At 58.2% G+C, this 26,268-nt stretch carries 24 protein-coding genes; 9 read left to right on the top strand and 15 right to left on the bottom strand.

Annotated features, from left to right (window positions below; all coding sequences use genetic code 11):
• The 6 genes from GS605_RS08455 to GS605_RS08480 all read right to left on the bottom strand — a co-directional run bounded on the left by GS605_RS08455 (position 1) and on the right by GS605_RS08480 (position 6,521).
• Complete coding sequence (locus GS605_RS08455; protein ID WP_171635892.1) at positions 1-1,146, bottom strand: cytochrome D1 domain-containing protein; 1,146 nt, start codon at positions 1,144-1,146, stop codon at positions 1-3.
• Positions 1,143-1,526, bottom strand: a complete 384-nt coding sequence (locus GS605_RS08460; protein ID WP_171723690.1) for a cytochrome c — start codon at positions 1,524-1,526, stop codon at positions 1,143-1,145. Before GS605_RS08460 ends, GS605_RS08455 begins: the two co-directional genes overlap by 4 nt.
• Positions 1,519-2,280 carry a uroporphyrinogen-III C-methyltransferase gene (gene cobA, locus GS605_RS08465; RefSeq protein ID WP_171723691.1) on the bottom strand — a complete coding sequence of 254 codons (762 nt, stop codon included), beginning with the start codon at positions 2,278-2,280 and terminating at the stop codon, positions 1,519-1,521. The genes GS605_RS08460 and cobA overlap by 8 nt, the downstream gene beginning before the upstream one ends.
• A 198-nt stretch (positions 2,281-2,478) precedes the next feature.
• Positions 2,479-2,880 (bottom strand): plastocyanin/azurin family copper-binding protein, encoded by a 402-nt coding sequence (locus GS605_RS08470; RefSeq protein WP_171635896.1) that lies wholly within the window; start codon positions 2,878-2,880, stop codon positions 2,479-2,481.
• Positions 2,881-2,935: 55 nt separating this feature from the next.
• Complete coding sequence (locus GS605_RS08475) at positions 2,936-4,720, bottom strand: NapC/NirT family cytochrome c (RefSeq protein WP_171723692.1); 1,785 nt, start codon at positions 4,718-4,720, stop codon at positions 2,936-2,938.
• Positions 4,721-4,844: 124 nt separating this feature from the next.
• Positions 4,845-6,521, bottom strand: coding sequence for a cytochrome D1 domain-containing protein (locus GS605_RS08480; RefSeq protein WP_171723693.1), 1,677 nt, complete (start codon positions 6,519-6,521; stop codon positions 4,845-4,847).
• Positions 6,522-6,766: 245 nt separating this feature from the next.
• On the opposite strand from GS605_RS08480, the gene GS605_RS08485 reads away from it, so the two are divergent.
• A complete protein-coding gene (locus GS605_RS08485; protein ID WP_171723694.1) occupies positions 6,767-7,963 on the top strand; it encodes an NnrS family protein in 1,197 nt (398 codons plus the stop codon).
• A gap of 18 nt (positions 7,964-7,981) precedes the next feature.
• On the opposite strand, the gene GS605_RS21015 is transcribed toward GS605_RS08485, so the two are convergent.
• Positions 7,982-9,094, bottom strand: coding sequence for a Hint domain-containing protein (locus GS605_RS21015; RefSeq protein WP_253283265.1), 1,113 nt, complete (start codon positions 9,092-9,094; stop codon positions 7,982-7,984).
• 267 nt (positions 9,095-9,361) lie between these two features.
• Here GS605_RS21015 and GS605_RS08495 point away from each other — a divergent pair, with 267 nt between their 5' ends.
• From GS605_RS08495 to GS605_RS08520, 6 genes are read left to right on the top strand one after another with little or no spacing between them, the layout of a single operon-like run.
• Complete coding sequence (locus GS605_RS08495) at positions 9,362-9,811, top strand: cytochrome c (protein WP_152460362.1); 450 nt, start codon at positions 9,362-9,364, stop codon at positions 9,809-9,811.
• A 16-nt stretch (positions 9,812-9,827) separates the two neighbouring features.
• Complete coding sequence (locus GS605_RS08500; protein WP_152460361.1) at positions 9,828-11,195, top strand: cbb3-type cytochrome c oxidase subunit I; 1,368 nt, start codon at positions 9,828-9,830, stop codon at positions 11,193-11,195.
• A gap of 5 nt (positions 11,196-11,200) precedes the next feature.
• Positions 11,201-12,010 (top strand): CbbQ/NirQ/NorQ/GpvN family protein, encoded by an 810-nt coding sequence (locus GS605_RS08505; RefSeq protein ID WP_371732252.1) that lies wholly within the window; start codon positions 11,201-11,203, stop codon positions 12,008-12,010.
• Between the two features lie 8 nt (positions 12,011-12,018).
• The gene (locus GS605_RS08510) at positions 12,019-13,941 is read left to right on the top strand and encodes a nitric oxide reductase activation protein NorD (protein ID WP_171723695.1); all 1,923 of its coding nucleotides are present in this window, start codon (positions 12,019-12,021) and stop codon (positions 13,939-13,941) included.
• A complete protein-coding gene (locus GS605_RS08515) occupies positions 13,938-14,486 on the top strand; it encodes a cytochrome c oxidase subunit 3 (RefSeq protein WP_171723696.1) in 549 nt (182 codons plus the stop codon). The genes GS605_RS08510 and GS605_RS08515 overlap by 4 nt, the downstream gene beginning before the upstream one ends.
• Before the next feature lie 4 nt (positions 14,487-14,490).
• On the top strand, positions 14,491-14,778 hold the full coding sequence (locus GS605_RS08520; RefSeq protein ID WP_171723697.1) for a cytochrome C oxidase subunit IV family protein: 288 nt from the start codon (positions 14,491-14,493) through the stop codon (positions 14,776-14,778).
• Between the two features lie 55 nt (positions 14,779-14,833).
• On the opposite strand, the gene hemA is transcribed toward GS605_RS08520, so the two are convergent.
• Positions 14,834-16,057 (bottom strand): 5-aminolevulinate synthase, encoded by a 1,224-nt coding sequence (hemA, locus tag GS605_RS08525; RefSeq protein WP_171723698.1) that lies wholly within the window; start codon positions 16,055-16,057, stop codon positions 14,834-14,836.
• Between the two features lie 187 nt (positions 16,058-16,244).
• On the opposite strand from hemA, the gene GS605_RS08530 reads away from it, so the two are divergent.
• Together GS605_RS08530 and GS605_RS08535 are read left to right on the top strand one after the other, a co-directional pair.
• Positions 16,245-16,937 (top strand): Crp/Fnr family transcriptional regulator, encoded by a 693-nt coding sequence (locus GS605_RS08530; protein WP_171228829.1) that lies wholly within the window; start codon positions 16,245-16,247, stop codon positions 16,935-16,937.
• Between the two features lie 181 nt (positions 16,938-17,118).
• Positions 17,119-18,150 (top strand): D-cysteine desulfhydrase family protein, encoded by a 1,032-nt coding sequence (locus tag GS605_RS08535; protein ID WP_253283266.1) that lies wholly within the window; start codon positions 17,119-17,121, stop codon positions 18,148-18,150.
• Between the two features lie 85 nt (positions 18,151-18,235).
• On the opposite strand, the gene GS605_RS08540 is transcribed toward GS605_RS08535, so the two are convergent.
• From GS605_RS08540 to GS605_RS08570, 7 genes are all read right to left on the bottom strand, one after another.
• Positions 18,236-21,556: an AAA family ATPase gene (locus GS605_RS08540; protein WP_171723699.1), complete on the bottom strand. Its 3,321-nt coding sequence runs from the start codon at positions 21,554-21,556 to the stop codon at positions 18,236-18,238.
• 191 nt (positions 21,557-21,747) lie between these two features.
• Positions 21,748-22,125, bottom strand: a complete 378-nt coding sequence (locus GS605_RS08545) for a VOC family protein (RefSeq protein WP_171723700.1) — start codon at positions 22,123-22,125, stop codon at positions 21,748-21,750.
• 3 nt (positions 22,126-22,128) lie between these two features.
• On the bottom strand, positions 22,129-22,677 hold the full coding sequence (locus tag GS605_RS08550) for a thioredoxin family protein (protein WP_171723701.1): 549 nt from the start codon (positions 22,675-22,677) through the stop codon (positions 22,129-22,131).
• Positions 22,678-22,798: 121 nt separating this feature from the next.
• A complete protein-coding gene (locus GS605_RS08555) occupies positions 22,799-24,058 on the bottom strand; it encodes a TRAP transporter large permease (RefSeq protein ID WP_171364398.1) in 1,260 nt (419 codons plus the stop codon).
• On the bottom strand, positions 24,055-24,588 hold the full coding sequence (locus GS605_RS08560; protein ID WP_171723702.1) for a TRAP transporter small permease: 534 nt from the start codon (positions 24,586-24,588) through the stop codon (positions 24,055-24,057). The genes GS605_RS08555 and GS605_RS08560 overlap by 4 nt, the downstream gene beginning before the upstream one ends.
• A 63-nt stretch (positions 24,589-24,651) precedes the next feature.
• On the bottom strand, positions 24,652-25,626 hold the full coding sequence (locus GS605_RS08565; RefSeq protein WP_171723703.1) for a TRAP transporter substrate-binding protein: 975 nt from the start codon (positions 25,624-25,626) through the stop codon (positions 24,652-24,654).
• Positions 25,627-25,649: 23 nt separating this feature from the next.
• On the bottom strand, positions 25,650-26,192 hold the full coding sequence (locus GS605_RS08570) for a 3-hydroxyanthranilate 3,4-dioxygenase (protein WP_152460347.1): 543 nt from the start codon (positions 26,190-26,192) through the stop codon (positions 25,650-25,652).
• Positions 26,193-26,268 lie beyond the last annotated feature (76 nt).

Below are 26,268 nucleotides of genomic sequence, written 5' to 3' on the forward strand. Positions count from 1 at the left end.
TTACAGCCCCGTTCTGTGCGCACGGGCGGTGAAGAAGATGCCAGACGGGCTGTCGGCGTCGATCTCGCGCAGTTTTTCAAAACTGTGCGTGTCGTAGACCATGACCTTGTTGGCGTCGCGCACGCTGATCCAGACTTCATGCCCGCGCGGCGTGAACTCCATGTGCAAGACTGCGGGGCCGGGCTTGAATTCGTGGATGATCTGTTTGCTGACACTGTCGATCACCTGAATAGTGTCATTCAGCGGGTGGGCGAAATTCACCCAGACCTGCCGTCCATCGGGGCGGGCCATGGCAAAGACCGGTTGCCCGTGGGTTTTGGTCCGTCCCGTTTCGGTCAGAGTGTCGGCGTCGATCCACAGAACCTCGTGATGGCCGACAGCGGGCAAAACGAACTCTCGGCCCGTCAGCGCCCAGCCTTCCAGATGAGGCATCTTGTAGACCGGCATTTCTTCCTGACCACGCCCGTAATCGGGAAGAACCCGGATCGGTTCGGGTGTTTCGGCCCACAGATCCAGCGCGGTCAGGCCGTCCTCGCCAAACAGACCGGTGATATAGGTGCGGCCATTGGCAGTGATCAGCGCGTCATAGGGGTTCTTGCCCATGTCTGGGATCTTGGTGATCTCTGGTGTGCCTTTTGCGAAATCGGCAATCCAGGTTTCCCCAGTGTCCCACATCGTGAAAACGAACCGCCGACCCGGCGCATCGACCAGGCCGATGGTTTTGCTTTCGGTCGGGATGTCAGCGACCATCTCAAGCGTGTCCGCATTAAATACGCGCACGCCGCCGGGTTCGTAATTCGACACGGCCACAAGCTTGCCATCGTCCGAAATCGCCCCGCCGATGGCGTTGCCGGCCTGTACGACGCGGTTCACGATCTGGCGGGTCACGATGTCGATCTTGGTCAGCCCGCCGTCGCGGCCAAACACATAGGCAAACCGTTCATCAGGCGAATAGACCAAAGACGCATGCGACAGATCACCCAATCCCTCGATCCGGGCCAGAGCTGCACGGTCGGATTGATCCACAAGAAGCACCGAGCCCTTGGCGCGTTCGATGACCAGACCAAGGTCGCCTGTCGCGGTCGGTTCAGCCTGCGCTGTGGTGATCATCAATGTGGCTGCAAGGCCAAGAATGAAATGTTTCATTGTGCCTCCTGTTCCAGCAGGTAACGGGCGATCCATTCGGCCTCTTCTTCACTGATCAGGGGCCGCCATGGGGGCATCGCGGTGTCGGGGATGCCGTCAAGGATGACGCTGGTCAAAACATCCGCGTCGTAATGTTCAAGTGTCTCACTGCGCAGATCGGGACCAAGACCGCCTTTCAAGGACAGGCCGTGACAGGAACCGCAATCCTGATGCACAAGTCTTTTCAGGGTATCGGGATCGATGACATCCGCCGCGAAAGCAGAGGTCGCGGCCAGAACGGCAATGGTCAGACAGGTTCGCGCCGCCCACCCCGAGCGCCCCGGCGATCTGTCGGTGCATGTTTGGACAATCCCCTGATCTCGTCTTCCCAGCTTAGCCATGGGCCTGTTCCAGAAGCTCGGCCACAGGCCGTTCGGCATAAAGCGAAACCACCTTGCCAATGATAAACAGCGTCGGCGCCTTCAGGTCGGCCGCGCGAACATCCGTGGCCAGCTGGTCAAGCCGTGACACAAGACGACGCTCATCAGGTGTCGTGGCCTTGCCCACCGCCAGAACCGGCGTCGAGCCCGGCAGGTTTTCGGTCATCAACCCCATGGCGATCTGACCGATATTGGCGACGCCCATGTAGACCACCAGTGTCGAGTCCGGATCGGCAAGACGTTTCCAGTCCAGATCCAGTACTCTGTCGGCCTGCCGATGCCCGGTGACATATTGAACCGAAGTCGCCAGCCCGCGATGGGTCAGCGGCACACCCGTCGAACAAGACGCCCCCTGGGCTGCCGTGATGCCCGGTGCGTATTCGACAGCGACACCGCGGGCCATCAGATAGGCAGCCTCTTCCGAGCCGCGACCAAAGATCATGGGGTCGCCGCCTTTCAGCCGGGCAACCGTGTGACCTGCGCTGGCTTCTTCAAGCAGTATTTCGTTGATGCGGTCCTGCGGAACGGTGTGGCATTTGGGGGCCTTGCCGACAGGGATCAGCCGGGCGCCTTCCGCGTGCAAGTTCAGAATGTCGGCGGACACCAGCCGGTCATAAACCACGACATCCGCTTCTTGCAGCATCCGCAGTGCGCGCAGGGTCATTAGCTCGGGGTCGCCGGGGCCTGCGCCAATCAGAGAAACCTTACCGCTCATGTGCAAACTCGCTTGGTCTGAAAGTCTTCGAGACCCGGGATCCCATGCAGATCCGTTGCGTTTGCAAGACGTTGCTGGGTGGGCCGGGCGTGTCATGGGGGAAGATTGGCCCAATCGAAAACCAACCTCCTTGACATAAGTTAAGGAGCGCGGGATTTGCGCCCGCGCTCCTTCATCTTGCCTGTATTGTGCCTTGTTTCAGGGTTCGACGGTGATCATTCCGATCATGTTCTGTGTCTCCCAATGCGGGCCGCACAGATAGTCCTGTGGGCCGGGCGTGAGAAAGGTCAGTTCAACCGATTCCTCGGGGAACAGCCGATCACTTTCAGGTTGGCTGCCATCCTTCAACAGAACGGAATGGCTGGTGCGTTTGTCTACATTCACCCATCGGACAGTTGTGCCTGCCTTCACCGTCAATTCGGATGGGCAAAAATTGTATTTGTACATCAGCACCACTTCGGCGTCTTCGACGGCCGACGAAGGCTGACCGAACAACTCGACATAGCGCTCTTCGGCCTCGGCACAGATTTCGGCGGTTTCGTCCGCCCAGGCGGGCGCGGCCAGAAGCAGCAGCGCGGGAAGAAGGCGAAGGGGTTTCATGGTCCATGTCTCCTTTCCAAAAGTGGCCGGGGCCGGATTACCCGGCCCCGATCCGTCATTGTTTGACTACGTTGATGAACGCGCTGTCATCATCCAGCGCCAGGCTGGTATTCAGCGTCACGTGGTGGAACCGTGCGGCGGTAAAATCGTCGTGGATGGCAAAGCCAACGGTATAGGTTTTGCCCGCCTCCAATGGCACATCACCGGGCGCGCCCGAATTCAGGGGGCGTGTAAACACCACGGTCCACATGCCACCGGACAGTTCGGCCGATGCGGCGATTTCACCATCATTGACCACGCGCTGCTCCAACAGATAGCCATTGGTGGCGCTTCCGTCGGCGTAGACACGCATCAGGTCAAGATAGGTGCCGTCGGCCAGATACTGCTCGATCTGTTCCTCGGCCTTCAGCTTGTCCCAGCCCCCCAGGGCCTTGCCGCGGCGACCTTTGATCTCAACATCCGTGCGGCTTTCGCTGATGTACTTGGTAACGGTGTCCGTGGCATTGAGGCGACCGGTAACATCCGCATTGGCGGCGATCGCATCCGCTTCGGGCGCAAAAGGCATATAGGTGTTGTCGGCGTGGCACGAAGCCCAGCATCCCACCTGATCGCCAAGCTCGATACCAGTGCCGGTAATCATCATGGCAACCTTGATCTGGTTGTCCGGGTCCATCTTGCCGCCATCGACGAACGGGGCAGGGTTGTGACCCGCGTCCGGCCATTGCAGGCGAATGTACAGGTTTTCGTCGTCATGCGCCGCCTGAACGGTTGCGTCGATGACACCGCGTTTGCCCGGAATCGGGGTTGGCTCAAGATCTCCACCCGCAACGATCTTGTTGCCGATGGTGTCCAGTTCCTTGGCGTGACAGGTGGTGCACTGATCCCCGCCTTTGGTCAGGGGGCGCGCGCCACCATGGAACTTGCCATTCTGGACCCATTCAAACGAGGCCTGACCAGGGTAGAAGAGTTTCAGATCCGCCGCGGCCACTGCGTTCCAGTCGATGTTGGACCCAACGTCGCTTGCGCCGCCAGAGGGCGCCGCGGCGTCTTCACCGGAGGTTTTTGCGCGTTCTTCCTCTAAAGCAGCGTCAACAGCCGCTGCGATCTGGGCTTGAACGGCCTCTTGCTGAGCCTTTTTGGCGGCTTTTTCTGCTTCTGCTTCAGCGGCCTCTTTGGCTTCGATCTTTTCGAGACTGGCCAGATATTCCGGGGGGATGGGCCGGATGAAGTCCGGGTTCGGTGCTTCAAGCTTTTCCAGATACTCTTCGTCCGCCCGGTCGCGTGCATCCGAGTGTGCAATCCCCTTGTGGCAGTCGATACAGGTCTGTCCGACAGTCATCGCATTGAGGTGCTGCTGACGGGCGCGTGGTTTCTGGAATTCGGGCATCATCGATTCGAAATCGTGACAGTTGCGGCATTCGCGCGAGTCTGTGGCCTTCATCCGCTCCCATTCGTTCATGGCCAGATGTACACGTTTGGCCTCGAACTTTTCACGGGTGTTGATGGTACCGACCATCTTGCCATACAGCTCTTTGGACGCCTTGATCTTACGGATCATCTTATGGGTCCAGTCTTTGGGCACGTGGCAGTCGGAACAGACAGCCCCCACGCCCGACCGGTTCACGTCATGGATCGTGCCGGTGTATTCTTCGTAAACAAAATCTCGCATCTCGTGACATGAGATACAGAAATCCTTGGTGTTTGTGGCTTCCATTGCGGTGTTGAACCCGCCCCAGAAGATGATGCCGGCGGCAAAGGCCCCGGCGATACCGGCCACAGGCATTCCCCATAGGAAATACCGGCGCCAGATCGGTTTTTTCTTTTCCGGTTCGGAGGTCATATCCGGGCTCCGTTTTGGCTGTATTGTCTGGCCCTTGGTGGCAGGCCGGTGAGTTTGGCTGATGACTCAAACAAGGAAAGGGCGGGCGAGGGGCCCGCCCTTTCCTGTAGTCGTCCTGACCTCGTCAGGTGACGTGGTTCGACCGGTTGTAGACGTTGAACTTGCCGGTCGGGGCGTAAAGCCCCTCAATCCGACCGATTTCTTCCAGCGTCTTCGCGTCGAAGATCACGATCTGACCGTTGGGTTCCTTCGAGTCCGACAGGTTCCACTTAGAGACCCAGACCTCGGTGCCATCCGCGTTGAATTCGAAGTGAACAGCGGCGCTGCCTTCGTCTTCGGTGATCTGGATGGTTTTCACGATCTCACCGGTCTCTTTCGAGATGACCTGCACAGATTGCTGAATCTCAGGCTCCGGGTGCTTGGTCTGGTCAGCCCAGATGTAGTCCGAATTCGGGTGGGTGCGGACAAACAGGCCGGGGCCGTCGGTTTCCACTTCGTAGCAGATCTTCCAGGCATCATCCGGACGGTTATCAGGATCGTTCCCCCAGACAGTCACGGTGCCAACGCCAAGGTGGGTTGTACCAGCGACAGGGCCACAGTTCGGGTCGACCCAGTTGGCGCCCGGACCAGGGTGCGGCAGCGCGGCTGTGTCGATCATCGCCTCAAGCTTGTGGGTTTCGGTATCGACAACCACCATCTTGTTCGACGCGTTTGCAGCGATCTGGAAGTAACGGCCTGTCGGGTCAAAGAACCCGTCATGCAGGAACTTGGCGCTGTCGATCTTGTCGATCCGCAGGTTGTCCAGATCGGTATAATCGACCTGCCACAGCTGTCCCAGTTCTTTCACTGCAACGATCCAGGTGGGTTCGTTCGGAGTGGTGTAGATGGCAGCCACCCGGGCTTCTTCCACATACTCGCCGTCAACGTTCACGCCGCGGGTCGATACGACCTTGACCGGTTCCATGGTCTGGGCATCAACGATTGCAAAGTGCGGCGGCCAGTAGCCACCACCGATGACGTATTTACCATCGCCGGAAACGGCGACGTCACGGGCGTCATATGCAATCTTGACTTCGGATACCAACATCTTGTCCGGCGTCTGCCAAAGGTCGATCTTGGTCATCTTGCCGTCGCGACCCATGGTGTACCAGAACCGGCCAGGCTGTTCAGGCTCTTCCAGCGAGTGGTGCTCGGATGCTTTCAGAACGTGCACTGCATAGCCGGTGGGGATGTGCGTCAGCACTTCTTTGGTGTCGCCGTCGATCACGGCCACCTTGCCGACGTCACGTTCGATGACGACAAAGAAGTTTTCCCAGTTGCGGCCGTGCAGCGGCTCGGTCGGATAGTCCTCTTCTTCGACATAGACCTTACGCGTCGCCATCATCTGTTCCAGCGACATTTCAGGTGGTTTTGGCGGCTCCATCATGATGTAGGTCGCCATATCCTTGATTTCCTGCTCGGTCATGATGTCCGAGAAGTTGTTCATGCCGCCTTCGGTACCCCAGGCGATAATCTTTTCAAGACGTTCCTGCCCCAGTTGGAGGGTGCCGCCTTCTGTTACTGTGCCGTCGGCGGCGGTCTTTTTCCAATGCGGCTCCAGGTTTTTACCCGTGGCACCTTTGCGCAAGACGCCGTGGCAGCCTGCGCATTGTTCGAAATAGAGCTGTTTAGACGATTCAAAGGCTTCTTCGCTCAAAGTTGGCTCTTCGGCGAAAGTCGGAGCAGCGACGCTGCCCAACAACATTGCCAATCCGACCCCGAAGGCGCGGCCGGGTTTGTTGTAGCTGATTCCAAGTGACATGATCACTCTCCATATGCGTGGTGAGGCGGTGTCGAGAGTGAAACATCACGTGGATGTCATCCTTGACCAAAGTCAACGGCAAGGGTGCAGACCAGGCACTTTGGACAGAAAACACAGATCAAAAACCCCAATAAATCTTGTGTTTTTCACACATGTTTAAGCCCGGTCTTGATTTTGGTTAAGGGCGCCGGGTCTTGTGGGCACTACACATTGTTCAACGGCGGGAAAAGCTATGGAGAGCAGGCATGACAGCTGTAATCGCGCGTGTTTTCAGTGAAGGGTTTCGGGTCTTTTTTCTTTCGGCGGGTCTTTACGGTATGTTTGCAGGGGTCGCGTGGGGCGTATGGTTGGCGTCGCTCGACGGGCTGATGCCCTACATGGAACAGAGTTACGCGATGCCCCCGGTGATGTGGCACGCGCATGAGATGATTTTCGGGTATGCAACGGCCGCCTTGGGGGGGTTTTTTCTGACCGCCGTGCCGAACTGGACCGGTGCGCCCGAGGCGCGGGCCCGTTTTATCACGCTTGTCGCATTGATCTGGATGGCCGGGCGTCTGGCGGTCTGGTTTTCCGGAGTGTTGCCACCCTTGTTCGTCGCTGTTGTGGACCTAAGCTTTGTTCCCATTCTGGCGCTGAAGATTGCCAGCCAACTGGTTCGTCGGCCAAAGCCCCAGAATATGGTGTTTCTGTATCTTCTGGTTCTGATGTTGGCCTCGAACGTTATGGTTCATTTGGAATGGATGGGGGTCACGGTGGATACGCTGAACACCGGCATTCGGGCCGGGCTTTTGACCTTGTGTTCGATGATCGCGATCCTGGGTGGCCGGATTACGCCGGCTTTTACACGCAATGCCATGAAAAGAGCGGGTCAACCCGAAGCATCGTGGCCGGTATCCGTGGCCAGGCTGGACAGGGCGACGATGATTCTGGCGCTGTTGCTGCCCCTGCTTGTGCTTGCACTTGATGTCGGGCCTGTTGCGGGGGCCGTTGCTTTGGTGATGGGCAGTGTTCAACTGATGCGCATGGCGCGTTGGAGAACAGGCTGGGCCTTGCGTCAACCGATCCTGATCGCGCTGCATCTGGGTCTCGGGATGCTGGCGCTGGGTCTGATTCTCTGGGGGTTGGCTGCCATCGGGATGGGAAATGAGATCGGCGCGCTCCACGTTCTGGGCATTGGTTGCGTTGGCGGCATGACCCTTGCCGTAATGAGCCGCGCCGCCTTGGGCCACAGCGGCCGCCCCCTTGTCGCGCCAAAGCCCATGGCGATTGCCTATGGCTTGATGGCGGTTGCAGCGCTTGTGCGTTGGCTGGGATCCGACATGGCGGGAGGGTACATGACGGCGATGCTGACTGCGGATGGATTTTGGATCGCGGCAATGGGGCTGTATCTGTTTGCCATGTGGCCTGCCCTGACCGGCCCCCGCGCCGTGCAACAGTCCTGAAGTCTGTTCGGGCGGCGCTTATCGTTCAGCGATCAGCGGCCGCGCGTTCTTGATATGACGATGGACCAAGGCACGAGCGCGTTTCCCTTTTTCCGGTATCCGTCGTGCGGCCAGCGGAACGTAATTGCACTGATCCAATTCAGGGAACAATTCAAGAATTTCCGCCCGTGCGTCCGGGTGAACACTGGACAAGGCCTGCGCGCCGGTAAGCAGGCTTTCGGAGGGTGCGCCTTCCGCATAGATGATTTCGTGACGGTCGAACAAAAGATGGACATAGGTCACAGCACGAGTGTCATCAGCGATTGAAATGCCGGGCACGCCGACAAGAATGTGAGCAGGAACAAGAACCTCTTCGGCGTCGAACATTCTGACGGCAATCGGCGACCGGACCAGCATACGGTGTTGCGGTGACACGAAAAGATCACGCTGGGGCAAGTGATCACCCAGTGAACCGGCTTGGATCCGGATGGGCTTCAGCCTGGGACGGGCGCGAAGCGCTGCTTGGTCCAGATGCCGCGTGCCGATCCAGCGTATGTGTTGCAGTCCGTTGTCCGCGGTGACGACCGCGTTACCCACCTTCAAATCCTCGATAGTCCTCGGACCTTTTGGAGTCATTATCAATGTTCCGGCTACGAAGCACGGCACGTCAATGATAGTAGTCGGATCTGTTGTGTCAGGAGCATTGGTCGGCGTAACATTCACGATGTTCATCGAGTATGTCGTGCCGGGCACAAGGGGTTCAGAGGTTATGTAACCACCCAAAGTTCCGGCAACTTCCACACGATAAACTGTAATCGTACCCCCGCCTGGTTTGGACAGAATATAGGATTCTTCCAGGTAAATTGGGCCACTAAGAAAGGTGGTCGAGCCATCAAGGGTGGTGATGGTGCCGGTCTGCGTCAGATCATCGCCGTCTTCGTTGTCGAAGCGGTCACCGTTGAAAACATCGCCAGTATCGACAATGGGTGGTCCGCCGCCGTTTTGAATAAATCCACCGGCTGCGTCTGTCACGCTGAACAAACGACGATCCGTGTCAGGATCAAAATTGACATCCAATGTAACCGTATCCGGCCCAATCGTATTCACCGTGATTACGCCGGGCGTATAACCGATATAGGAATAGTTTGCCATTTTAACCCATCACTCTTTGACGCGGAATTTACACTTGTTCTCTCAAGCGCTTGGATAGCTCTGCCATACTAAAATGTCGACGCGACATTCCTCACGATTGGTTCAGATATCAAGGCGAACCCCAGGCTTTTTCGTGGTTCTTGCTGTTTGTCAGGCATCTGACCTCGTTCCAGAGCATACTTGAGAAGTCTTGACTTTCGTTAAGGCACTACCGCGTCCCGCCCGTCATGTTGCTGACACTAGCTAATCTGCGCAAAGGAGAGCGCAATGCGAGACGTCATGACAAAGAGCATGGCCCGCAATATTTTTTATGGCGGGTCACTGTTCTTCATTCTCATCTTTCTGGCCCTTTCGGCCCATTCCCACTGGTATATCGTCAATTCTGAAAATGCCGCGAAACTCGATGACAGTGTGGTTCGGGGTAAACATGTCTGGGAAAAACACGCCTGTGTGAACTGTCATTCGATTCTGGGTGAAGGGGCCTACTTTGCCCCCGAAGTCGGCAACGTGATGACCCGCTGGGGCGTGCTGGACGACCCGGAATCAGCCTTTGAATCCCTCAAGGGCTGGATGGAAGCACAACCGACCGGCATTCCCGGTCGTCGGCAGATGCCCAATTTCAACCTCAGCGACGAAGAACTCCGTGACCTGACCAACTTCCTGATCTGGACGGACAATATCGACGCGCAGGGCTGGCCGCCCAACGAGGCAGGCTGAGAAAGGGAACGAAACAATGAAATACGAATCCCAAAAAATCGCCTATGCCTACTTTGCGGTAGCCATGGCGTTGTTCGCGATACAGGTGATTGGCGGCCTTCTGGCCGGTTTCATCTATGTATTCCCCAATTTCCTGAGTGAGCTTCTGCCGTTCAACATCGTGCGGATGCTGCACACCAACTCTCTGATCGTCTGGCTGATCCTGGGCTTTTTCGGTGCGGCCTACTTCCTGATCCCGGAAGAAGCCGAGCGCGAGATCCACTCGCCCAAGCTGGCCTATCTGCAACTGATCATCCTTGTTGTCGGTACGTTGGGCGTGGTCGTCACGTATGTCTTCAACCTGTTCGAAGGCAACTGGCTGCTGGGCAAAGAGGGGCGCGAGTTCCTTGAGCAACCCAAATGGGTCAAGGCCGGCATCGTCGTGGCTGCATTGATCTTCCTTTACAACGTGTCGATGACCGTTCTGAAAGGCAAAAAGACAGCCATTACCAACATCCTGCTTCTGGGCCTTTGGGGTCTGGCGCTGCTGTTCCTGTTCGCCTTCTACAACCCGGGCAACCTGTCGCTGGACAAGCAATACTGGTGGTATGTCGTCCACCTGTGGGTCGAAGGTGTGTGGGAACTGATCATGGCCTCGATCCTGGCCTATCTGATGCTCAAGCTGACCGGTGTGGACCGTGAGGTAGTCGAAAAATGGCTATACGTCATCGTCGCCGCCGCGCTGTTCTCGGGCATCCTTGGCACAGGTCACCACTATTACTGGATCGGTACGCCTGCATACTGGCAGTGGATCGGTTCGATCTTCTCGAGCCTCGAGGTGATCCCGTTCTTTGCGATGATGGCCTTTGCCTTCGTCATGGTCTGGAAAGGCCGTCGTGACCACCCCAACAAGGCCGCGCTGCTGTGGTCGCTGGGCTGTGCTACGCTTGCGTTCTTCGGTGCCGGTGTCTGGGGCTTCCTGCACACGCTGCACGGGGTGAACTACTATACCCACGGCACGCAGATCACCGCGGCCCACGGGCACCTGGCCTTCTACGGCGCCTATGTCTGCCTCAACCTTGCGATCTTCAGCTACGCTATGCCGATCCTGAAGAACCGTGATCCCTATAATCAGGTTCTGAATATGGGTTCGTTCTGGCTGATGACCAGCGGCATGGTCTTCATGACCTTCGTGCTGACCTTCGGGGGAACCGTGCAGACTCACATGCAACGTGTCGTCGGAGACTACTTCATGGACGTGCAGGACCAGATCGCGATCTTCTACTGGATGCGTCTTGGCTCTGGTCTGGTCGTTGTCCTCGGGGCGCTGCTGTTCATCTATTCGATCTGGGTTCCCCGCAAAGAGGTCATCGAACCCGGCGCGGCTGAAACCCCTGCGGAGTGATGGATATGGATGGCTCCATGAACCTGAAAGAGGGGGCGGCAAACGCCCCCTTCTACCTGCCCCAGGGCGATGAGTGCGACGTCTTCAACGCCGCTTACAAAAACGACCTGCCGGTTCTGCTGAAAGGCCCGACGGGTTGCGGCAAGACCCGGTTTGTCGCCCATATGGCCGCGAAGCTTGGCCGCCCGCTTTATACAGTGGCCTGCCACGACGATCTCGCTGCCGCCGACCTGATCGGGCGCTATCTGCTGAAGGGCGGCGAAACCGTCTGGGTCGATGGCCCCCTGACCCGCGCGGTGCGCGAAGGTGCGATCTGCTATCTCGACGAGGTGGTCGAGGCCCGCAAGGACGTGACCGTGGTGCTGCACCCGCTGACCGACGATCGGCGCATCCTGCCGATCGACCGCACCGGGGAAGAGCTTGAGGCCGCGCCCGGTTTCATGCTGGTGGCGTCCTACAACCCCGGCTATCAGAACATCCTGAAAACCCTGAAACCTTCGACCCGCCAACGGTTCATCTCGTTGGAGTTCGACTTTCCCTCGCCTCAGATGGAAGCCGAAGTGGTCGCGCAGGAAAGCGGCCTGCCGCTGGAACGCTGTAAGCCGCTGGTGCGGTTGGCGGGCAAGCTGCGCGGGCTCAAGGGTCAGGACCTCGAGGAAGGCGTGTCCACCCGGCTGGTCGTCTATGCTGCGACGCTGATCGCGCAGGGCATGTCCACCGACCGCGCCATCCTTGCCGCCATGATCGAACCTCTGACCGATGACGAGGATATCAAACGCGGGCTCCTCGATCTTGTCACCGCCGTCTTTGGGTGAGGCCGGCGATGGTCAGGATCGACTTTGAGCCATGGGAACCCGAAGAAACCATCGGGAAACTGTGGCACACCCTTGCCAGCCGCCTCGATGCACCCCAGGTGCATGTTGGAGCCGCGGTCGACCTTTCCGAGGTCGCGGGGCGGCTGGCAGTCCTCTTTCGGGGGCTTGGGGGTAGTCCGGGCGTTGAATTGCGCCCGGTCTCACCCGAGGTTTCGCGCCACCGCCTGAGTTGGCGCCGCAAACTTGCAACCGAAGTGGAATTGATGCCGCGCGCCTCGTTCGACGGAGAGATTTTGCGTCTGCCCGACCGTCTGGCAGTATTCCCCGCGCGCGAGGCAAACGGCGCGCTCTATGTCTGGTTGGCCGCCGCCGCGGCCCATGCCGGAACCCGAATTGACGAAGAAGATCCTCTGCGTGCCGACCTGCGTGCCTTGATCGCCGCCCGGCATATGGTCGAGGCGACTCTGGACGATGCGCCAGGCTTGCGTCCGCTGTATACCGAGCTGTGCAAGGGTGTGCTGTATCAGCGCGACATCCCCAGCCTGCCGCCTGCCGAGGCCGCGGTCGAAGAACTGATCCGTCATATGCTGGGCGATCCCAAGCCCCTGTCGGATCAGGCCGAGCACCTTCTGGCACTTGACGACGACCTGATCGCCCCGCGCGGCTATCAGCCGTTGCGCCCGGTTCCCCTGTGGCCGGAGTTGCGCGCAGTTGGGTTCTCGGAACACAACGAGGTTGAAAACCCCGATACCGAAGGCCCGCCAGAGGAATCCGGCGAAAAGACACACCGTGCCCGGCGCCGCAAATCGGATCAGGCCGATCGCAGCGACAGTTTCATTCTGCACAAGTTCGAAGCCATCCTCAGTTGGGCCGAGTTTCTGAATATCAACCGTCGCATCGATGACGACGATCCCGACAACGCCAAGAAGGCGGCTGACGATCAGGAAGAGATCGGTCTTGGTCAGATCTCAAAGGCGCCGCCTACCAGGTTGAAGCTTCACCTTGATCTGGCGCCCGAAGACGTCAACCGCGAACGCCTGTCAGGCCGTATTCTATATCCCGAATGGGACGTGCGGACGGGTCAATACCTGCCGGATCATGTGAACGTTCTGCTTTCGGATGCCGATATCCGCGACGATGCTGCCGAGTTCGGCAAGGATCCGGCCACTGCGCGGCGCATTCGTGCCGTCAAGCGCCAATTCGAGGCGCTGCGCCCGGGGCGCGTGATGACCCGGGGCCATCTGGACGGGGACCAGCTGGATATGGAAGCCGCCGTTCGGGCGCAGGTTGACCGCTGCGCAAATGGTGAAGGGACGGAACGCGTCTGGATGCAATCCCGCCCCGAGGCCCGCGATCTGGCGGTGTCGATTCTGCTGGATGTCAGCCGATCCACCGAAAGCGCGGTCACAGGCCGCGCCGTGATCGATATCGAACGCGAGGCGCTGGCGGCCTTGGCCTGGGGCCTGAATGCTTGCGGTGACGATTTCGCCATTCATGCGTTCAGCTCCCTCAAGCGTCAGCGCGTCTATGTGCAGCGTTGCAAACGGTTTGACGAACCGATGGGAACCAAAGTTGAACAGCGCATCGCGTCGCTGCGCCCCGGACATTATACAAGGTTGGGCGCGGCAATCCGACACTGTTCAGCAGATCTGGCCAGCCAGTCCCGCAAGCGCCGATTGCTGCTGGTCATTACCGACGGAAAGCCAAACGACCTGGATCACTACGAGGGGCGCCACGGCATCGAAGATACCTGCATGGCCATACGCGAGGCGCGCCGGGCCGGACAGTCGGTGTTCGGCGTTACCATCGATAAAACCGGCAAAAGCTGGTTTCCGCGCATGTTCGGGCAGGGCGGTTTCGCCGTCATTCCAGATCCGCATCGCCTGACCATGGCCCTGCCGCAGATCTATCGCCAGTTGGTCGGCGGATGAGTGATGCCCCTCTGATCGACGAACTGCCGGGCGAGTTCCTGATGTGGGTTCTGATCATTTCGGAACTGCTGGTCTTTGGCGCGGGGATGATCGCCTTCATGGGGGTACGTCTGACCGATCCGGCGGGCTTTGCCGAGGCGCAGTCGCATCTGCATCGCACGGGTGCGGCCTTGAACACGGCGGTATTGGTGACATCCGGTTATCTGGCCGCACAGGCGTTGCATTGGCGGCGGAGCATGCAACGTTTGCGGGCCCGTTTGGCGTTGATCTTTGCCGCGCTTCTGGGTGTCGTGTTCCTGATCATCAAAGGTGCAGAATACGCCGACAAGGCGTCTCAGGGGATAGGATACGAAACGCATCCATTCTTTCTGTTCTACTATATGCTGACCGGCTTTCATGCCGCGCATGTCCTCGCCGGGGTTGGAATTCTGTTGCTGGTGGCCTGGCGCGACGACCCCAGTAACGTCGAAGCGGGCGCGCAGTTCTGGCACATGGTGGACCTGGTCTGGATCATGCTGTTTCCAGTGATCTATCTGCTGGGATAGTCGGATGGCCCAACCTTCATCTTTGACGAACAGTTCACGTCAGAGGTCGCCGAACTCTCTGACCCAGGCGTGGCTTGGGCTCTTGGCACTCAGCGTGGGATCCGCGCTGCTGACCTTGATTGGGGCACCGACCGCGATCATTGCTGGCGGTATCCTGTTGTTGGCGCTGATCAAGGCCCGCGTGATCCTGAAACACTATCTGGATTTGGAGAACAGCCAAAGCTGGCTGCGTGGGTTCACCATGGTGTTGACGGGATTTTCAGTAGTGATCTTTGCGCTCTACCTGATCTGAGGCAAAAAAATGCCGCCCCGAGAGGCGGCATAAGTCAAGCAAAGGGGGGCCTTGATTACTGAGCGGCCAGTGGGATCCGCGCGATCTGACAACGCTGCCAGAGCGCCGACAAAGCACCGACCAGATGATCGATATCCTCATCTGTGTGAACCGGGGACGGCGTGATCCGCAAACGTTCGGTGCCTTTGGGGACAGTGGGATAGTTGATCGGCTGGATATAGATGCCGAATTCTTCAAGAAGCGTATCCGAGATGAACTTGCACTTCAGCGGGTCGCCCACCATCACCGGGATGATATGGCTGGGGTTCGGCAGATGCGGTATCCCTTCCGCATCCAGACGGGCGCGCACCTGATCCACACGGGCTTTTTGCAGATCACGCTCGGCGCTTGACTGTTTCAGATGCCGGATAGATGCGGCAGCACCGGCCGCGATCGAAGGCGGCAGGGCCGTGGTGAAGATGAAGCCGCTGGCAAAACTGCGAACGAAATCGCACAGCGCTGCGGAGGCTGCGATGTAGCCGCCAACCACGCCGAAGGCCTTGCCCAGCGTGCCTTCGATCACGGTCAGGCGATCCATCAGGCCCTCACGCTCGGCAATGCCACCACCGCGCGGGCCATAGAGGCCGACGGCGTGAACTTCGTCCAGATAGGTCATCGCGCCGTATTTCTCGGCCAGGTCGCAGATTTCCTTGATCGGCGCGATATCACCATCCATGGAATAGACGGATTCAAAGGCGATCATCTTGGGCGCGTCGGGGTCGGCGGCGGCCAGTTTGGCCTCCAGATCCGCAAGGTCGTTATGTTTCCATATCACCTTCTGCGCCCGTGAGTGGCGGATGCCTTCGATCATCGAGGCATGGTTCAGCGCATCAGAGAAAACGATCAGACCGGGGATCTTCGCAGCCAGCGTTCCCAGAGCGGCCCAGTTTGATACATAGCCCGAGGTGAACAGCAAAGCGGCCTCTTTGCCATGGAGATCTGCCAATTCTGCCTCAAGCAGAACGTGGTCATGCGTCGTGCCCGAAATGTTGCGCGTTCCGCCCGCACCGGCGCCACAACGCTCCAGCGCATCGTGCATGGCGTTGATGACCGCAGGGTGTTGCCCCATTCCAAGGTAGTCATTCGAGCACCAGATACGCACATCCCGCTGGATCGAACCATCGGTCTGGCGAGCGTTCGGGAAGGCTCCGCAACGTCGCTGCAAGTCGATGAAAACCCGATAGTTCCCTTCATCTTTCAAAGCGTCGAGGCTCTGGCTGAAAAATCGCTCGAAATCCATCTGACATGCTCCCCGGATAACTGGCTGTGAACCGAACCTAGGACAGCGACGGGCCCTGTGACATGACAATTGTCAAGTTGATCTTCAAGAAAAAGGCTGGCACTGCCACGCCGGCTTTGGCATAGCAGGGCATTGGGGATGATATCCCGGGCCATCGCCCGGACTGGATGAAGAAGGGAGTGCCTTCATGTCACACGAGGCACAAAAGGCGATTGCGCGGCAGTCTCTGCTTCTGCGCAGCCTGCCGGATCAGCATGTGGATACATTGCTGCGGCAAGCGATTTGGCGGCAATATGACCGTGGCGAGACGATCTTTCTGCAAGAGGAAGAAGCCAAGGCCGTTCACGTCGTGCTGGCGGGTTGGGTCAAGCTGTTCCGTATCTCTCCGACCGGGGCAGAAGCGGTGGTGAGCGTTTTCACCCGCGGAGAAAGCTTTGGTGAGGCCGTTGCGCTGCGAAACGTGCCGTATCCCGTGTCCGCCGAAGCCGTCTCAGCCTGTGAAGTGATGCATATTCCCAGCCCGGTGTTGCTGTCCCTCATGAAAGAAGACCCGGAAATCGGCGTTTCAATTCTGGCTGCGACGTTTACGCATCTGCATGCTCTGGTGGCGCAGCTGGAGCAATTGAAGGCGCAAACCGGGGCGCAACGCGTTGCAGAGTTTCTGTTGAACCTGTGCGATCGCGAGTCCGGTCGCTGCGAGGTGGAACTGCCTTACGACAAGATGCTGATCGCCGGACGTCTGGGGATGAAGCCCGAAAGCCTGAGCCGCGCGTTTTCGCGGTTGAAACCCGTTGGCGTCAAGATCAACAGGAACCACGCGGATATCGCCGACATGGACGATTTGCGCAACTACGCCGAAAGCGACACCAGCGAGAGGTGATTGATCACCGTCGACCGGACCCTTTGACGTTGCAAATTCACGGAAAGCCCGAGATCCGAAACTGGCCCGCTTCAACGGGGGCTCCAGTCGGACGCTTTTGCGCGTGACCGGCTGTCTTCCACGCTTTCCAAAACCTCACTATCCTGATCAGCAGTGCCATCCATCGGCACGAGTCTTTTGCATGAAAATGAAGGGCACCTGGTCCATGATAGACGCAGCGCTTTCAAACTATCCCCGCGCAAGGTTGATGACATCGGTCACACCGGTCGAACGGCTTGAGCGTCTTTCTGACCAACTGGGGCTGGACCTGTGGATCAAGCGCGACGACCTGACCGGGCTCAGCTTCGGCGGAAACAAGACCCGCCAGCTGGAATTTTATATGGGCGAGGCGCTGAGGCAGCGGGCGGACACCATCCTGATCACAGGTGCCGTGCAATCCAATTTCGTGCGCACTGCGGCAGCTGCGGCGGCAAAGCTGGGAATGTCATCCGTTCTTCAATTGGAGGACCGCGTGACGAATATGGGCGAATACTACCATCGATCCGGAAATGTTCTTCTGGCACAGCTTCTGGGGGCGGAACATATTGGCTATCCCAGGGGTGAGGACGAGGCGGGCGCTGACGGCGCTCTTCACGAACGTGCCGAGGATCTGGTTGCTATGGGTCGAAAACCATACGTGATCCATCTGGGCATCGATCACCCTCCGCTGGGGGCATTGGGCTATGTGGCGGGGGCGGCCGAGTTGCATACTCAGATCAGCGATTTCGACGCCGCAGTGGTGCCGTCTGGAAGCGGGGCAACCCATGGCGGGTGCCTAGCCGGATTGCGTTTGGTCGGACAGACTGCGCCTGTTTACGGCATATGCGTGCGTCGCGATCAGAACCAGCAGCACACGCGTCTGCAAAAGGTCCTGAGGCGATTGGCGACCATGATGGGTTTCGACCCTGCTTTGGTCATGGAAGACATCTATACTTGGGACGGCGCCTTGGCACCCGGATATGGGCGGATCGGTCGAGCAACCCGCGAGGCGTTGACCCTGATGGCGCGCTCCGAAGGCATCTTTCTTGACCCTGTTTATTCTGCCAAAACCTTTGCGGGGCTTCTTGGACTGCTTGAACAAGGCATCATCAAAAAAGGTCAGAAAGTTGTTCTGCTGCACACGGGTGGTCAACCTGCGTTGTTCGGATACCAGGACGAGTTGCAACCGAGTTGAAACAGCGCAGCATTTTGCCTTTGGTCCTGCGGGGCGACAGGATGAACGGAAAGGTGTTGCCCGCCGAACTGGCCGGATAAGTACCCTACGACACTTTCGATTGATTGAGCAAAGACATGGCACGTGCAACATCGCGGGTCTGCGCGCCGCCAACGATCATAGCCAGAATCTTTCCAAGATCCGGCGGCGAGGCCGGTGAGCAGCCAAAGCGGTCGCAGGTTTGCACGTAATCCACCGCTGTGCGTAGTTCGAACATTCTTGCCTGTTGTTTGCGTGCGGTTTCCAGAGCCTCCGTGAACAGATCATCTGCGGCAGTGCCCATGGAGCGCACCAACGCCTGTATCCGATCCGTCTCGGGCTGAGCCCAGGCTTCATTGGTCAGAACCTGCTGTTCACGGGCTTCATCCAGCAGGCGCTGAGCCGCCTTCGGGTCGTTCGCCTTCAATGAAGCTTCGGCAAGGGCCGTCAGGAACACCGGTTTGTAGTTTCCGGCCCCGCTGGCCCACCAGGCTTCGGACGCGTCGCGCATTGCTCGGATCGTTTCCGGGCCTGGCTTGATCTGCGCGTCCGCCCAACACCGCCAGACATTCGCCGTCAGTGTCATGAAGGGGAAGGTGTGTTTGGTTGCCAGTTCCTCAAGGCGCGCGGCAACGTCGTAAACCTGTTCAGGTTCACGCCGCAACAGGTGCAACATACACAGATATGTCAGCGTCTGTGCCAGGCTATGAGCGTGATTGAGTTTCTGCGCCGCCGAGATCGCCTGATGCTGGATCTCGAGCGCGCGGTCGGGTTCTCCGCGCAACCAGACCGTCATGCTCAGGAAGCAGGATGTAATGGCAGCATGATCCGTGCCGTAGACATAGGCAAGACGGCTGTGCTGCTGAGGATCATACAAGTGCAACGCTTGTCGCAGATGTGCATAGGCGGCGTCCTGCTGCCCGATATGCAACAAGACGGCACCCATGGCCCGATGGGCAATCATTATGTGATGCGTTTCGTTGGTCAGCTTGGACAGGTCCAGCAACTGCGCCGCGACGTCCTTGGCAAGGTCGTATTCGCCGCGGACCAGATGATACGCATAGAGACCATTGAGCACAGGGAATAATTGTTCGGTTTCGCCCAGCCGATTGCACAGGTCGCGGATCCGGGCATACACCGCCCCCGTTTCATCGGCCGCGATGCCAGCGGTCGAGCGCAGAACGCCGGCCCGCAAGGTCTGGATCTTGGTTTCCATGCGGTCGCGGTCAACCGAGTCTTCCTGCTGTTCAAGCAACGCCAACGCACGCCCCAGCTGAGTGGCTGCTTCAATCCCGGCCGAGCGTTCAACGGCACGTTGCCCGGCCAGATACCAGTGTTCTATCGCTTCGTCCGGCATATCTGCCATCGTGTAGTGATGAGCCAGAATTTCCGGACCGGCAGAATTTTCGTGCAACGAGGCAGAGTTCAGTGCTTGGACCACACGCGCATGCAGCGTTCGCCTCTCGCGTTTCAGCAGGCTGTTGTAAGCGGTGTCGCGAATGAGAGCGTGACGATAACTGAACGTTTCCTCGGGCTCTGAGTCTGAAACGAACACGATCCCGGCATCCACCAGCAAATCCAGACCGGAACGCAACGCCCGTTCATCAAAACGGGACACGCTTGCAATCATCGGATAAGAGAATTGCGGGCCAATGACAGCGCCGATCTGTGCCACTTCCTTGGCCGAGCTCAGTCGATCAAGACGAGCCATCAAGGCATCATGCAGTGTCTTCGGCACAGTGGCTGATGGCGTGGACCGGTCGATCGTATAGGCGTCGGCGCGTTCGGTCAGAAGATCGGATTCCAGCAGATCCTTCGTCACCTCTTCTACGAACAGCGGGACACCGTTGGATCTGGCGGCAATCAGATGGTGAACTTCGTCCGGGACGGTCTTGCCCTTGGCAACATCGTTCACGATCTCTTTGACCTGCGCGAAATCCAGTTGTTGAAGCGCGACGTGCATCAGGTTGCGTGATTGTGGCCAACCCGGATCAAAGCCTGTCCGATAGCTCATGACCATCAGCAGGCGCGCGTCCTCTATCCGGGTTACAAGCTGATCAAGTAGAGTCTTTGTCGTTGGATCGATCCAATGTGCATCTTCAAACAGCAACAGGGTCGGGGTTTCCTGCGCCATGCCGATCACATGGTTGACCAGCATGTCCAGCGTCTGCTTCATGATCTGCTCTGGGGTCAAGTCCAGCGGGCCAAGCCTGTCTTCAAACGGGACCGACAACAGTGCCGCAGCCAGTTTCAGTGACCCTTCAGAAGGATCGCCCAGAACGCCGTGGATCTTGTTCAACTTATTGTCCGTACTGTCACCGGCCCGCAGTTCGGCCGCGTTTTCAAGCTGGCGAATGATCGGATACAACGCGCTTGCGTCATGAAAGGGCGAACACTGAAATCGAAGCTGTCGTTGTTTTGCGTCCGGGATCGTGCGGCGAAGCTCTTCGATCAGCCTGGACTTTCCTATGCCCGCCTCGCCCGAGACCAGCACCACCTGACCTTGACCCTGACGGGCCAGCTTCCACTTGCTTTGAAGGGTTTCATGCTCCTGCGCGCGCCCGACCAATGAACTCATCCGGGCGTCGTCTGCCGCAAGAAAACGGCTGAGAGTCTGGCGCGTGCCGGTGACTTGCCAGGCTTCGACCTCTTTGGCAAAGCCTTTCAATTGAAACGTGCCCCGGCGCACATATTCGAACGCATCACCGGCCAGTTCCCGCGTCGTCGGCGCGACGATCATTGTCCCCGGATCAGCCATCGATTGAAGCCGTGCGGCCAGGTTCGGGGTCTCGCCCATGGCGGTGCCATCCTCGAACATCTTCTCTCCACGCAGGTCACCGACGACAACCAGGCCGGTCGCGATCCCTATGCGGACTTCAAGATGTGCATGCGTGCGGAGTTCCGGAATTTCGCGAACGATCCGAAGACCTGCATGAATGGCGCGTTCCGGGTCGTCTTCATGCGCATGCGGAAAGCCAAAAAACACCATGATACCGTCGCCATAGTAACTGGCGATATGCCCGTCAAAAGCGGCGACAGCAGCGGCGCAGGTCTCTTTGAACAGCCTCAGAACCTCGGCCAGATCTTCAGGATCCAGCTTTTGCGATATCGCCGTCGATCCAACAAGATCAATGAACATGACCGTCAGCTGTCTGCGCTCTGCAATGATGTTGGGTTCTTGATGCGCGCGATGTGATCCCGCAGGCTGCCCGGTTTCATCCCGTATTGCTTTCAGAAAGCGGCGTCTGGGTCCAAGGGGCAGGCCGATCGTGACAAGGTCATCGTCGCTCAGTTCCGGCAGATCACCCAGTTCGACCTCGTGCCGGGAGAAGGCATCGACATATTTGGACAAGCCGTTTCGGATCAGCCATTCATTAATGTCAGCCATTTGACCACCATGCATGACCGCAACCAGGCGGATCCAAGCATTCCCCATTTCCCTATGGTTAAAAGGACCAGCCCCGGGCATAGTCCGGGAAAACACAGTTCTATCAAGGACGACCCGCGAATTCCGGTCAAGTGTTCAATTTAAGGGTGAGGAAATTTCATTGCACGAAACTGTATCGGAGCCTGCCATCTCTATTCGTCGGTCCGAAAATCGATGTGAATGTGATTGCCGTCCGGATCCCAGACGTTCAACTGAACGGTGCCGATCGCCGTCAGTTCTACACGGCGATAGGAGACGCCATTTGTTTTAAGATGCGCTTCGAACCGATCCAACCCTGTCGCCGAAAAAGCGAAATGCTCAAGCTTCAGGTCTGCGTCCGAACCCGTGGCCTCGGCCTCGACACCGACCAGATGCACGAAAGCGTTTTCTTCGACATAAAGCCAGGCTCCGGGAAAAGGGAAGGGCGGGCGTGGCCCGACCCGCATCCCCAGCAAGTTGCAGTACCAATCGATCATCTCGTCCAAACGCGTGGTGCGGAGGTTGACATGATCCAGTGACGTGATCTCCATGGCCTAGCCTCGGGTCCATTTGATCGAACATCCCATTGATGGAATCTGGTCCTGGGGGCCTTGCCCGGTCTCGGCAATTTGCAGCATCGCATTGACCAGTTCTGGTTCGCGCTTGCCTGTCTGGCCGCGGCCCAGATTGTCCAGACGGCCCCGGTACTGCAACTTTCCATCCGCATTCAATCCGAAGAAATCCGGAGTGCAGACAGCACCATAAGCCTTTCCTACGGATTGATCCTCGTCCACGAGATATGGAAAGTTGAAGCCGTTCTGCCGTGCGAATTCCAACATGTTTGGCGGCGAATCTTCGGCGTAATCGCGATAGTCGTTCGACATGACCGCCAACACGCCGATCCCCTTGGACATCAGCAGGTCCGTGTCCTGGGCAAGCCGGTCCGTGATCGTTTTGACATAGGGGCAATGATTGCAGATGAAGGCGATCAGCAACCCGTTTTGCAGGTGATCGGACATCTTGAAGGCCTGACCGTTCGGGTCCTTGAGCGTGAAGTCCGGGGCTTCCCAACCGAAATCGCAGATCGGAGTGTCGAGCAGCATGATTGTCCTTTTTTGTGACCAGTTGGCATGTTCAGGCCAGCTTAGCTTACGGGCGCAAACAAGTAGAGCGTGATTTCCGGCACCATGTCTGCGACGGAATGCGCCTGCAAACGTATCTGGTTCAGATCAGCAGCGTTGACAGGCTTGGGTAATAGCTTAGCAGAAGCAACACCAAAGTTACTGCGATCAGGAAAGGCCAAAGCGATTTCAGGATTGAACCGGGCGATGTGCCGCTCATGGACGAGGCGATGTACAATCCGATCCCGACCGGGGGCGTCAGCAGCCCAAGCACAAGGTTCAGGCAGGCAACAATGCCGAACTGATAGGGGCTGATATCGTATGAACCGGTTGCAATCGGCAGCAGGATCGGAGTGATCAGGATGATCGCGGCGATGCCATCGATCACCATTCCAACCAGCAAAAGCGCAAGGTTAACGATCAGCAGGAACACGAACGGGTCCGAGGTGACCGAGGTGATTAACCCAGCCAGTTGCTGCGGTATTTCCTCATAGATGATGACCCAGCCGAACACGCTGGCGGCCGCGATCATGAACAGGATCATCGACGCATTGGCCGCCGTGCGTTTGAACATCTGTGCCAGGTTGCTCGGCTTCAGGTCCCCGTAAACCAACCAGCCCACCAGAAACGCGATCAGGGACGCGATTGCAGCGGATTCGGTCGGTGTGGCGATCCCGAACAGAATGCCGCCTATGATCGACATCGGAATCAGCAGGGCAGGGGCCGCGCTGATCAAGGCCTGGACGGCTTCGGCACGCGTCATCCAATGCCCTTTCGGAAAGCTCTGCCACCACCCGATCAGGGTGATGACCGATGCAAACGCCCCGGCAAGGATCAAACCGGGCAGGATTCCTGCAATGAACATGTCACCAATCGGGATCTGAGCCAGAACACCGAAGATGACAAACATCATCGACGGCGGGATGACCGGAGCCAGCAGCCCGCCCGCGGCCGTCGTGGCAGCGGCGAAACCCTTGTCATAGCCCTCCTCCTCCATCGCGGGAACCATGGCGCGCGACATCACCGCGATCTGCGCCGTCGCAGACCCGATGATGGCCGCCATGAACATGTTTGCCAGCAAGTTGATATAGGCCAGCCCGCCGCGAAACCCGCCGACAAACACCCGGGCCAGCGCGACAAGGCGCCGGGTCATGCCGCCTTCGTTCATCAATTCTCCGGTCAACATGAACAGAGGAATTGCCAGCAGGCCGTAATTCTCAAGACCGCCGAACATTTTCTGCGCGAAGCTGTCATAAAGAACCGTGTTGCCGCTTTCCCAGATGTACCAGATGGCCGTGATTGCCAGCACGATCGCCACGGGCACGGACAGTAGTAAAGTGGCCAGAAAGACGATGGGGCTCATGGCTGTGCCCCTTTGCCCGGGGCGCTCAGCAGATGCATGGTGGAATGCAGCGTCGCGCCCACTGCGAAAAGCCACATCACCAACCAGAACAGGTACTTTGGCAGGCCCAAGGTCAGCGTTGGCTCGGCGTAGATGAAATTGAATGTCTGACCTTGAAACGCCGCCACGTCAAATCCGCTGCTGGCGATGTCCAGCGGAAGGAACCAGCGCCAGCAGAACCACAGCATCGCAAGGGAAAAAGCAAACACGACCACGTCCACACCCTTGCGGATCAATGGTTTCGCGCGTTCGGGCACGTTGTCGGAAACGATGGTGATCGACACAGAACTGCGATGGTGCAATGCGGAAGACGCGCCCAGAAAGGTCATCCAGACCATCGCGTAGATCGCCAGCTCATCAACCCAGAACAGGGCGTTGCCCGCCGTTCGCGTTACGACATTCAACAAGATCAGAACCGTAATGCAGACTGCCAGAAAGGCAGCGCACCACAACTCGACCCGCGCCAAGCCTGCCGACAGCCGATACAACATCGCTGTTCTCCCGTGAAAAAGGGCGCAGGATCGAGCTGCGCCCCTTTCGTCATGCCGTTTTCGTTATTTTGTTTCTGCCGCAGTCTGCCGCAAAGCGTCAAGGGAAGAGGTCTTCTGGGACCAGATCCCGTTCCACTCTTCGATCGCGTCGCCAAAGAACGAGGCATCGACCTTTTTGTAGGCTTTGCCAGTGCCCTCGATCTGCTCCAGCCATTTGGCATCGTTTTCGACGTAGGCATCAATGGTGCTGTCCACATGTTTGGCCATGAGTTCCGCGATCATCGCGCGGTCTTCTTCGGACAAACCAGCCCAGACCTTGGCCGATACCAGCCCGACCATCGGGAACATCATGTGATCCGACTGCACGATCGTGTCGGCGTGTTCATAATATTTCAGAACCCAGATCAGCTCGGCATCCATGTCGATGGCGTCAACCTGACCATTGGCCAGCGCATCATAGACGGCAGGCAAGGGCATGGGCGTGGGTGCTGCCCCCACCGCGTTGTAGAAATCCAGAATCGGTGTGAAGGGCGTGATACGCAGTTTCAGGCCTGATAGATCTTCGGCGGAGGAAACCTCGCCCCGGCTGACGATCTGGCGCAATCCTGCCATCCCATATCCCAGTCCAACGACACCAACTTGCCCCGGCAAGGGTTCCAGCATGGACTTGGCCGTATCGGATCGCAGGATGCGCCCCGCGTGCCCAATGTCATCTGCCAGATAGGGCGCATAGAACGCCCCCAACTCGGGCGCGCGGTTGGAAACCTCGGCCACCGTCATGAAAGCCATGTCCAACGCGCCGGTCTGCAATTGTTGCAGCATTTCTGCCTCGTTCCCCAACTGGCGGGCCGGGAAGACCGATACCGAATGCGCGCCACCACTGGCCTCATTCAACTCGGCCCCAAACGCTTCGGCGGCTTTGGTCCAGATATGCGGTGGCGGCGTGATCAGACCTAACCGAAACTCTTCGGCGTGAGCGGCAACAGACGCCAGTGCCAACGCAGCCGCAGAGGCGGCGATTTTTACGAAATGTCTCATTACTTCCCCTGTTTGATCTTGTTTTACAACGTGACCCAGCCCTCGGGCGGTTCCTTTCCCGGGTGCACAGCCTGACAATTGGGGCAGGTGCGGTCTTGTTCCGAGGCATAGAACTTCTGATAAACCGGAGGCAGGTCATCAACGATGGACTTTAGCTGCATTTCTGCTCGATGCACCAGTGATCCGCATTCAAAGCAATACCATTCGATGGCGTCCAGCTCTCCGGTCTGGCGCTTGGGTTCAATCACAAGCCCGATCGAGCCTTCCTGAGGGCGCTGTGGCGAATGGCGTACATGCGGAGGCAGCAGAAAAACCTCGCCCTCACGGATCGGAACATCATAGAACTCCTCTCCGTCATAGATTTTAAGCACCATGTCGCCTTCAAGCTGGTAGAAGAATTCTTCCACCGGGTCATCGTGGTAATCGGTTCGCTTGTTCGGGCCACCCACAACGGTGACCATCAGATCGGCGTCTTCCCAAACCTGACGATTCCCTACGGGCGGTTTGAGCAGATGGCGATGCTCGTCGATCCAGGCCTTAAAGTTGAACGCTTTCAGTTTTGACATGTCCCACTCCCTATCCCTGAAAGTTTGGCGCGTTTTTGCATGACCGCAAAGAAATTATCAGCATCTCGCTATCCGA

It is taken from the genome of Ruegeria sp. HKCCD7559, assembly GCF_013110575.1.
In the GTDB taxonomy this organism is placed as follows: domain Bacteria; phylum Pseudomonadota; class Alphaproteobacteria; order Rhodobacterales; family Rhodobacteraceae; genus Ruegeria.

Coding starts and splice junctions, on each gene's coding strand:
- GS605_RS08455 (WP_171635892.1), bottom strand. CDS start 1,146: ATGAAACATTTCATTCTTGGCCTTGCAGCCACATTGATGATCACCACA.
- GS605_RS08460 (WP_171723690.1), bottom strand. CDS start 1,526: ATGGCTAAGCTGGGAAGACGAGATCAGGGGATTGTCCAAACATGCACC.
- cobA (WP_171723691.1), bottom strand. CDS start 2,280: ATGAGCGGTAAGGTTTCTCTGATTGGCGCAGGCCCCGGCGACCCCGAG.
- GS605_RS08470 (WP_171635896.1), bottom strand. CDS start 2,880: ATGAAACCCCTTCGCCTTCTTCCCGCGCTGCTGCTTCTGGCCGCGCCC.
- GS605_RS08475 (WP_171723692.1), bottom strand. CDS start 4,720: ATGACCTCCGAACCGGAAAAGAAAAAACCGATCTGGCGCCGGTATTTC.
- GS605_RS08480 (WP_171723693.1), bottom strand. CDS start 6,521: ATGTCACTTGGAATCAGCTACAACAAACCCGGCCGCGCCTTCGGGGTC.
- GS605_RS08485 (WP_171723694.1), top strand. CDS start 6,767: ATGACAGCTGTAATCGCGCGTGTTTTCAGTGAAGGGTTTCGGGTCTTT.
- GS605_RS21015 (WP_253283265.1), bottom strand. CDS start 9,094: ATGGCAAACTATTCCTATATCGGTTATACGCCCGGCGTAATCACGGTG.
- GS605_RS08495 (WP_152460362.1), top strand. CDS start 9,362: ATGCGAGACGTCATGACAAAGAGCATGGCCCGCAATATTTTTTATGGC.
- GS605_RS08500 (WP_152460361.1), top strand. CDS start 9,828: ATGAAATACGAATCCCAAAAAATCGCCTATGCCTACTTTGCGGTAGCC.
- GS605_RS08505 (WP_371732252.1), top strand. CDS start 11,201: ATGGATGGCTCCATGAACCTGAAAGAGGGGGCGGCAAACGCCCCCTTC.
- GS605_RS08510 (WP_171723695.1), top strand. CDS start 12,019: ATGGTCAGGATCGACTTTGAGCCATGGGAACCCGAAGAAACCATCGGG.
- GS605_RS08515 (WP_171723696.1), top strand. CDS start 13,938: ATGAGTGATGCCCCTCTGATCGACGAACTGCCGGGCGAGTTCCTGATG.
- GS605_RS08520 (WP_171723697.1), top strand. CDS start 14,491: ATGGCCCAACCTTCATCTTTGACGAACAGTTCACGTCAGAGGTCGCCG.
- hemA (WP_171723698.1), bottom strand. CDS start 16,057: ATGGATTTCGAGCGATTTTTCAGCCAGAGCCTCGACGCTTTGAAAGAT.
- GS605_RS08530 (WP_171228829.1), top strand. CDS start 16,245: ATGTCACACGAGGCACAAAAGGCGATTGCGCGGCAGTCTCTGCTTCTG.
- GS605_RS08535 (WP_253283266.1), top strand. CDS start 17,119: ATGAAAATGAAGGGCACCTGGTCCATGATAGACGCAGCGCTTTCAAAC.
- GS605_RS08540 (WP_171723699.1), bottom strand. CDS start 21,556: ATGGCTGACATTAATGAATGGCTGATCCGAAACGGCTTGTCCAAATAT.
- GS605_RS08545 (WP_171723700.1), bottom strand. CDS start 22,125: ATGGAGATCACGTCACTGGATCATGTCAACCTCCGCACCACGCGTTTG.
- GS605_RS08550 (WP_171723701.1), bottom strand. CDS start 22,677: ATGCTGCTCGACACTCCGATCTGCGATTTCGGTTGGGAAGCCCCGGAC.
- GS605_RS08555 (WP_171364398.1), bottom strand. CDS start 24,058: ATGAGCCCCATCGTCTTTCTGGCCACTTTACTACTGTCCGTGCCCGTG.
- GS605_RS08560 (WP_171723702.1), bottom strand. CDS start 24,588: ATGTTGTATCGGCTGTCGGCAGGCTTGGCGCGGGTCGAGTTGTGGTGC.
- GS605_RS08565 (WP_171723703.1), bottom strand. CDS start 25,626: ATGAGACATTTCGTAAAAATCGCCGCCTCTGCGGCTGCGTTGGCACTG.
- GS605_RS08570 (WP_152460347.1), bottom strand. CDS start 26,192: ATGTCAAAACTGAAAGCGTTCAACTTTAAGGCCTGGATCGACGAGCAT.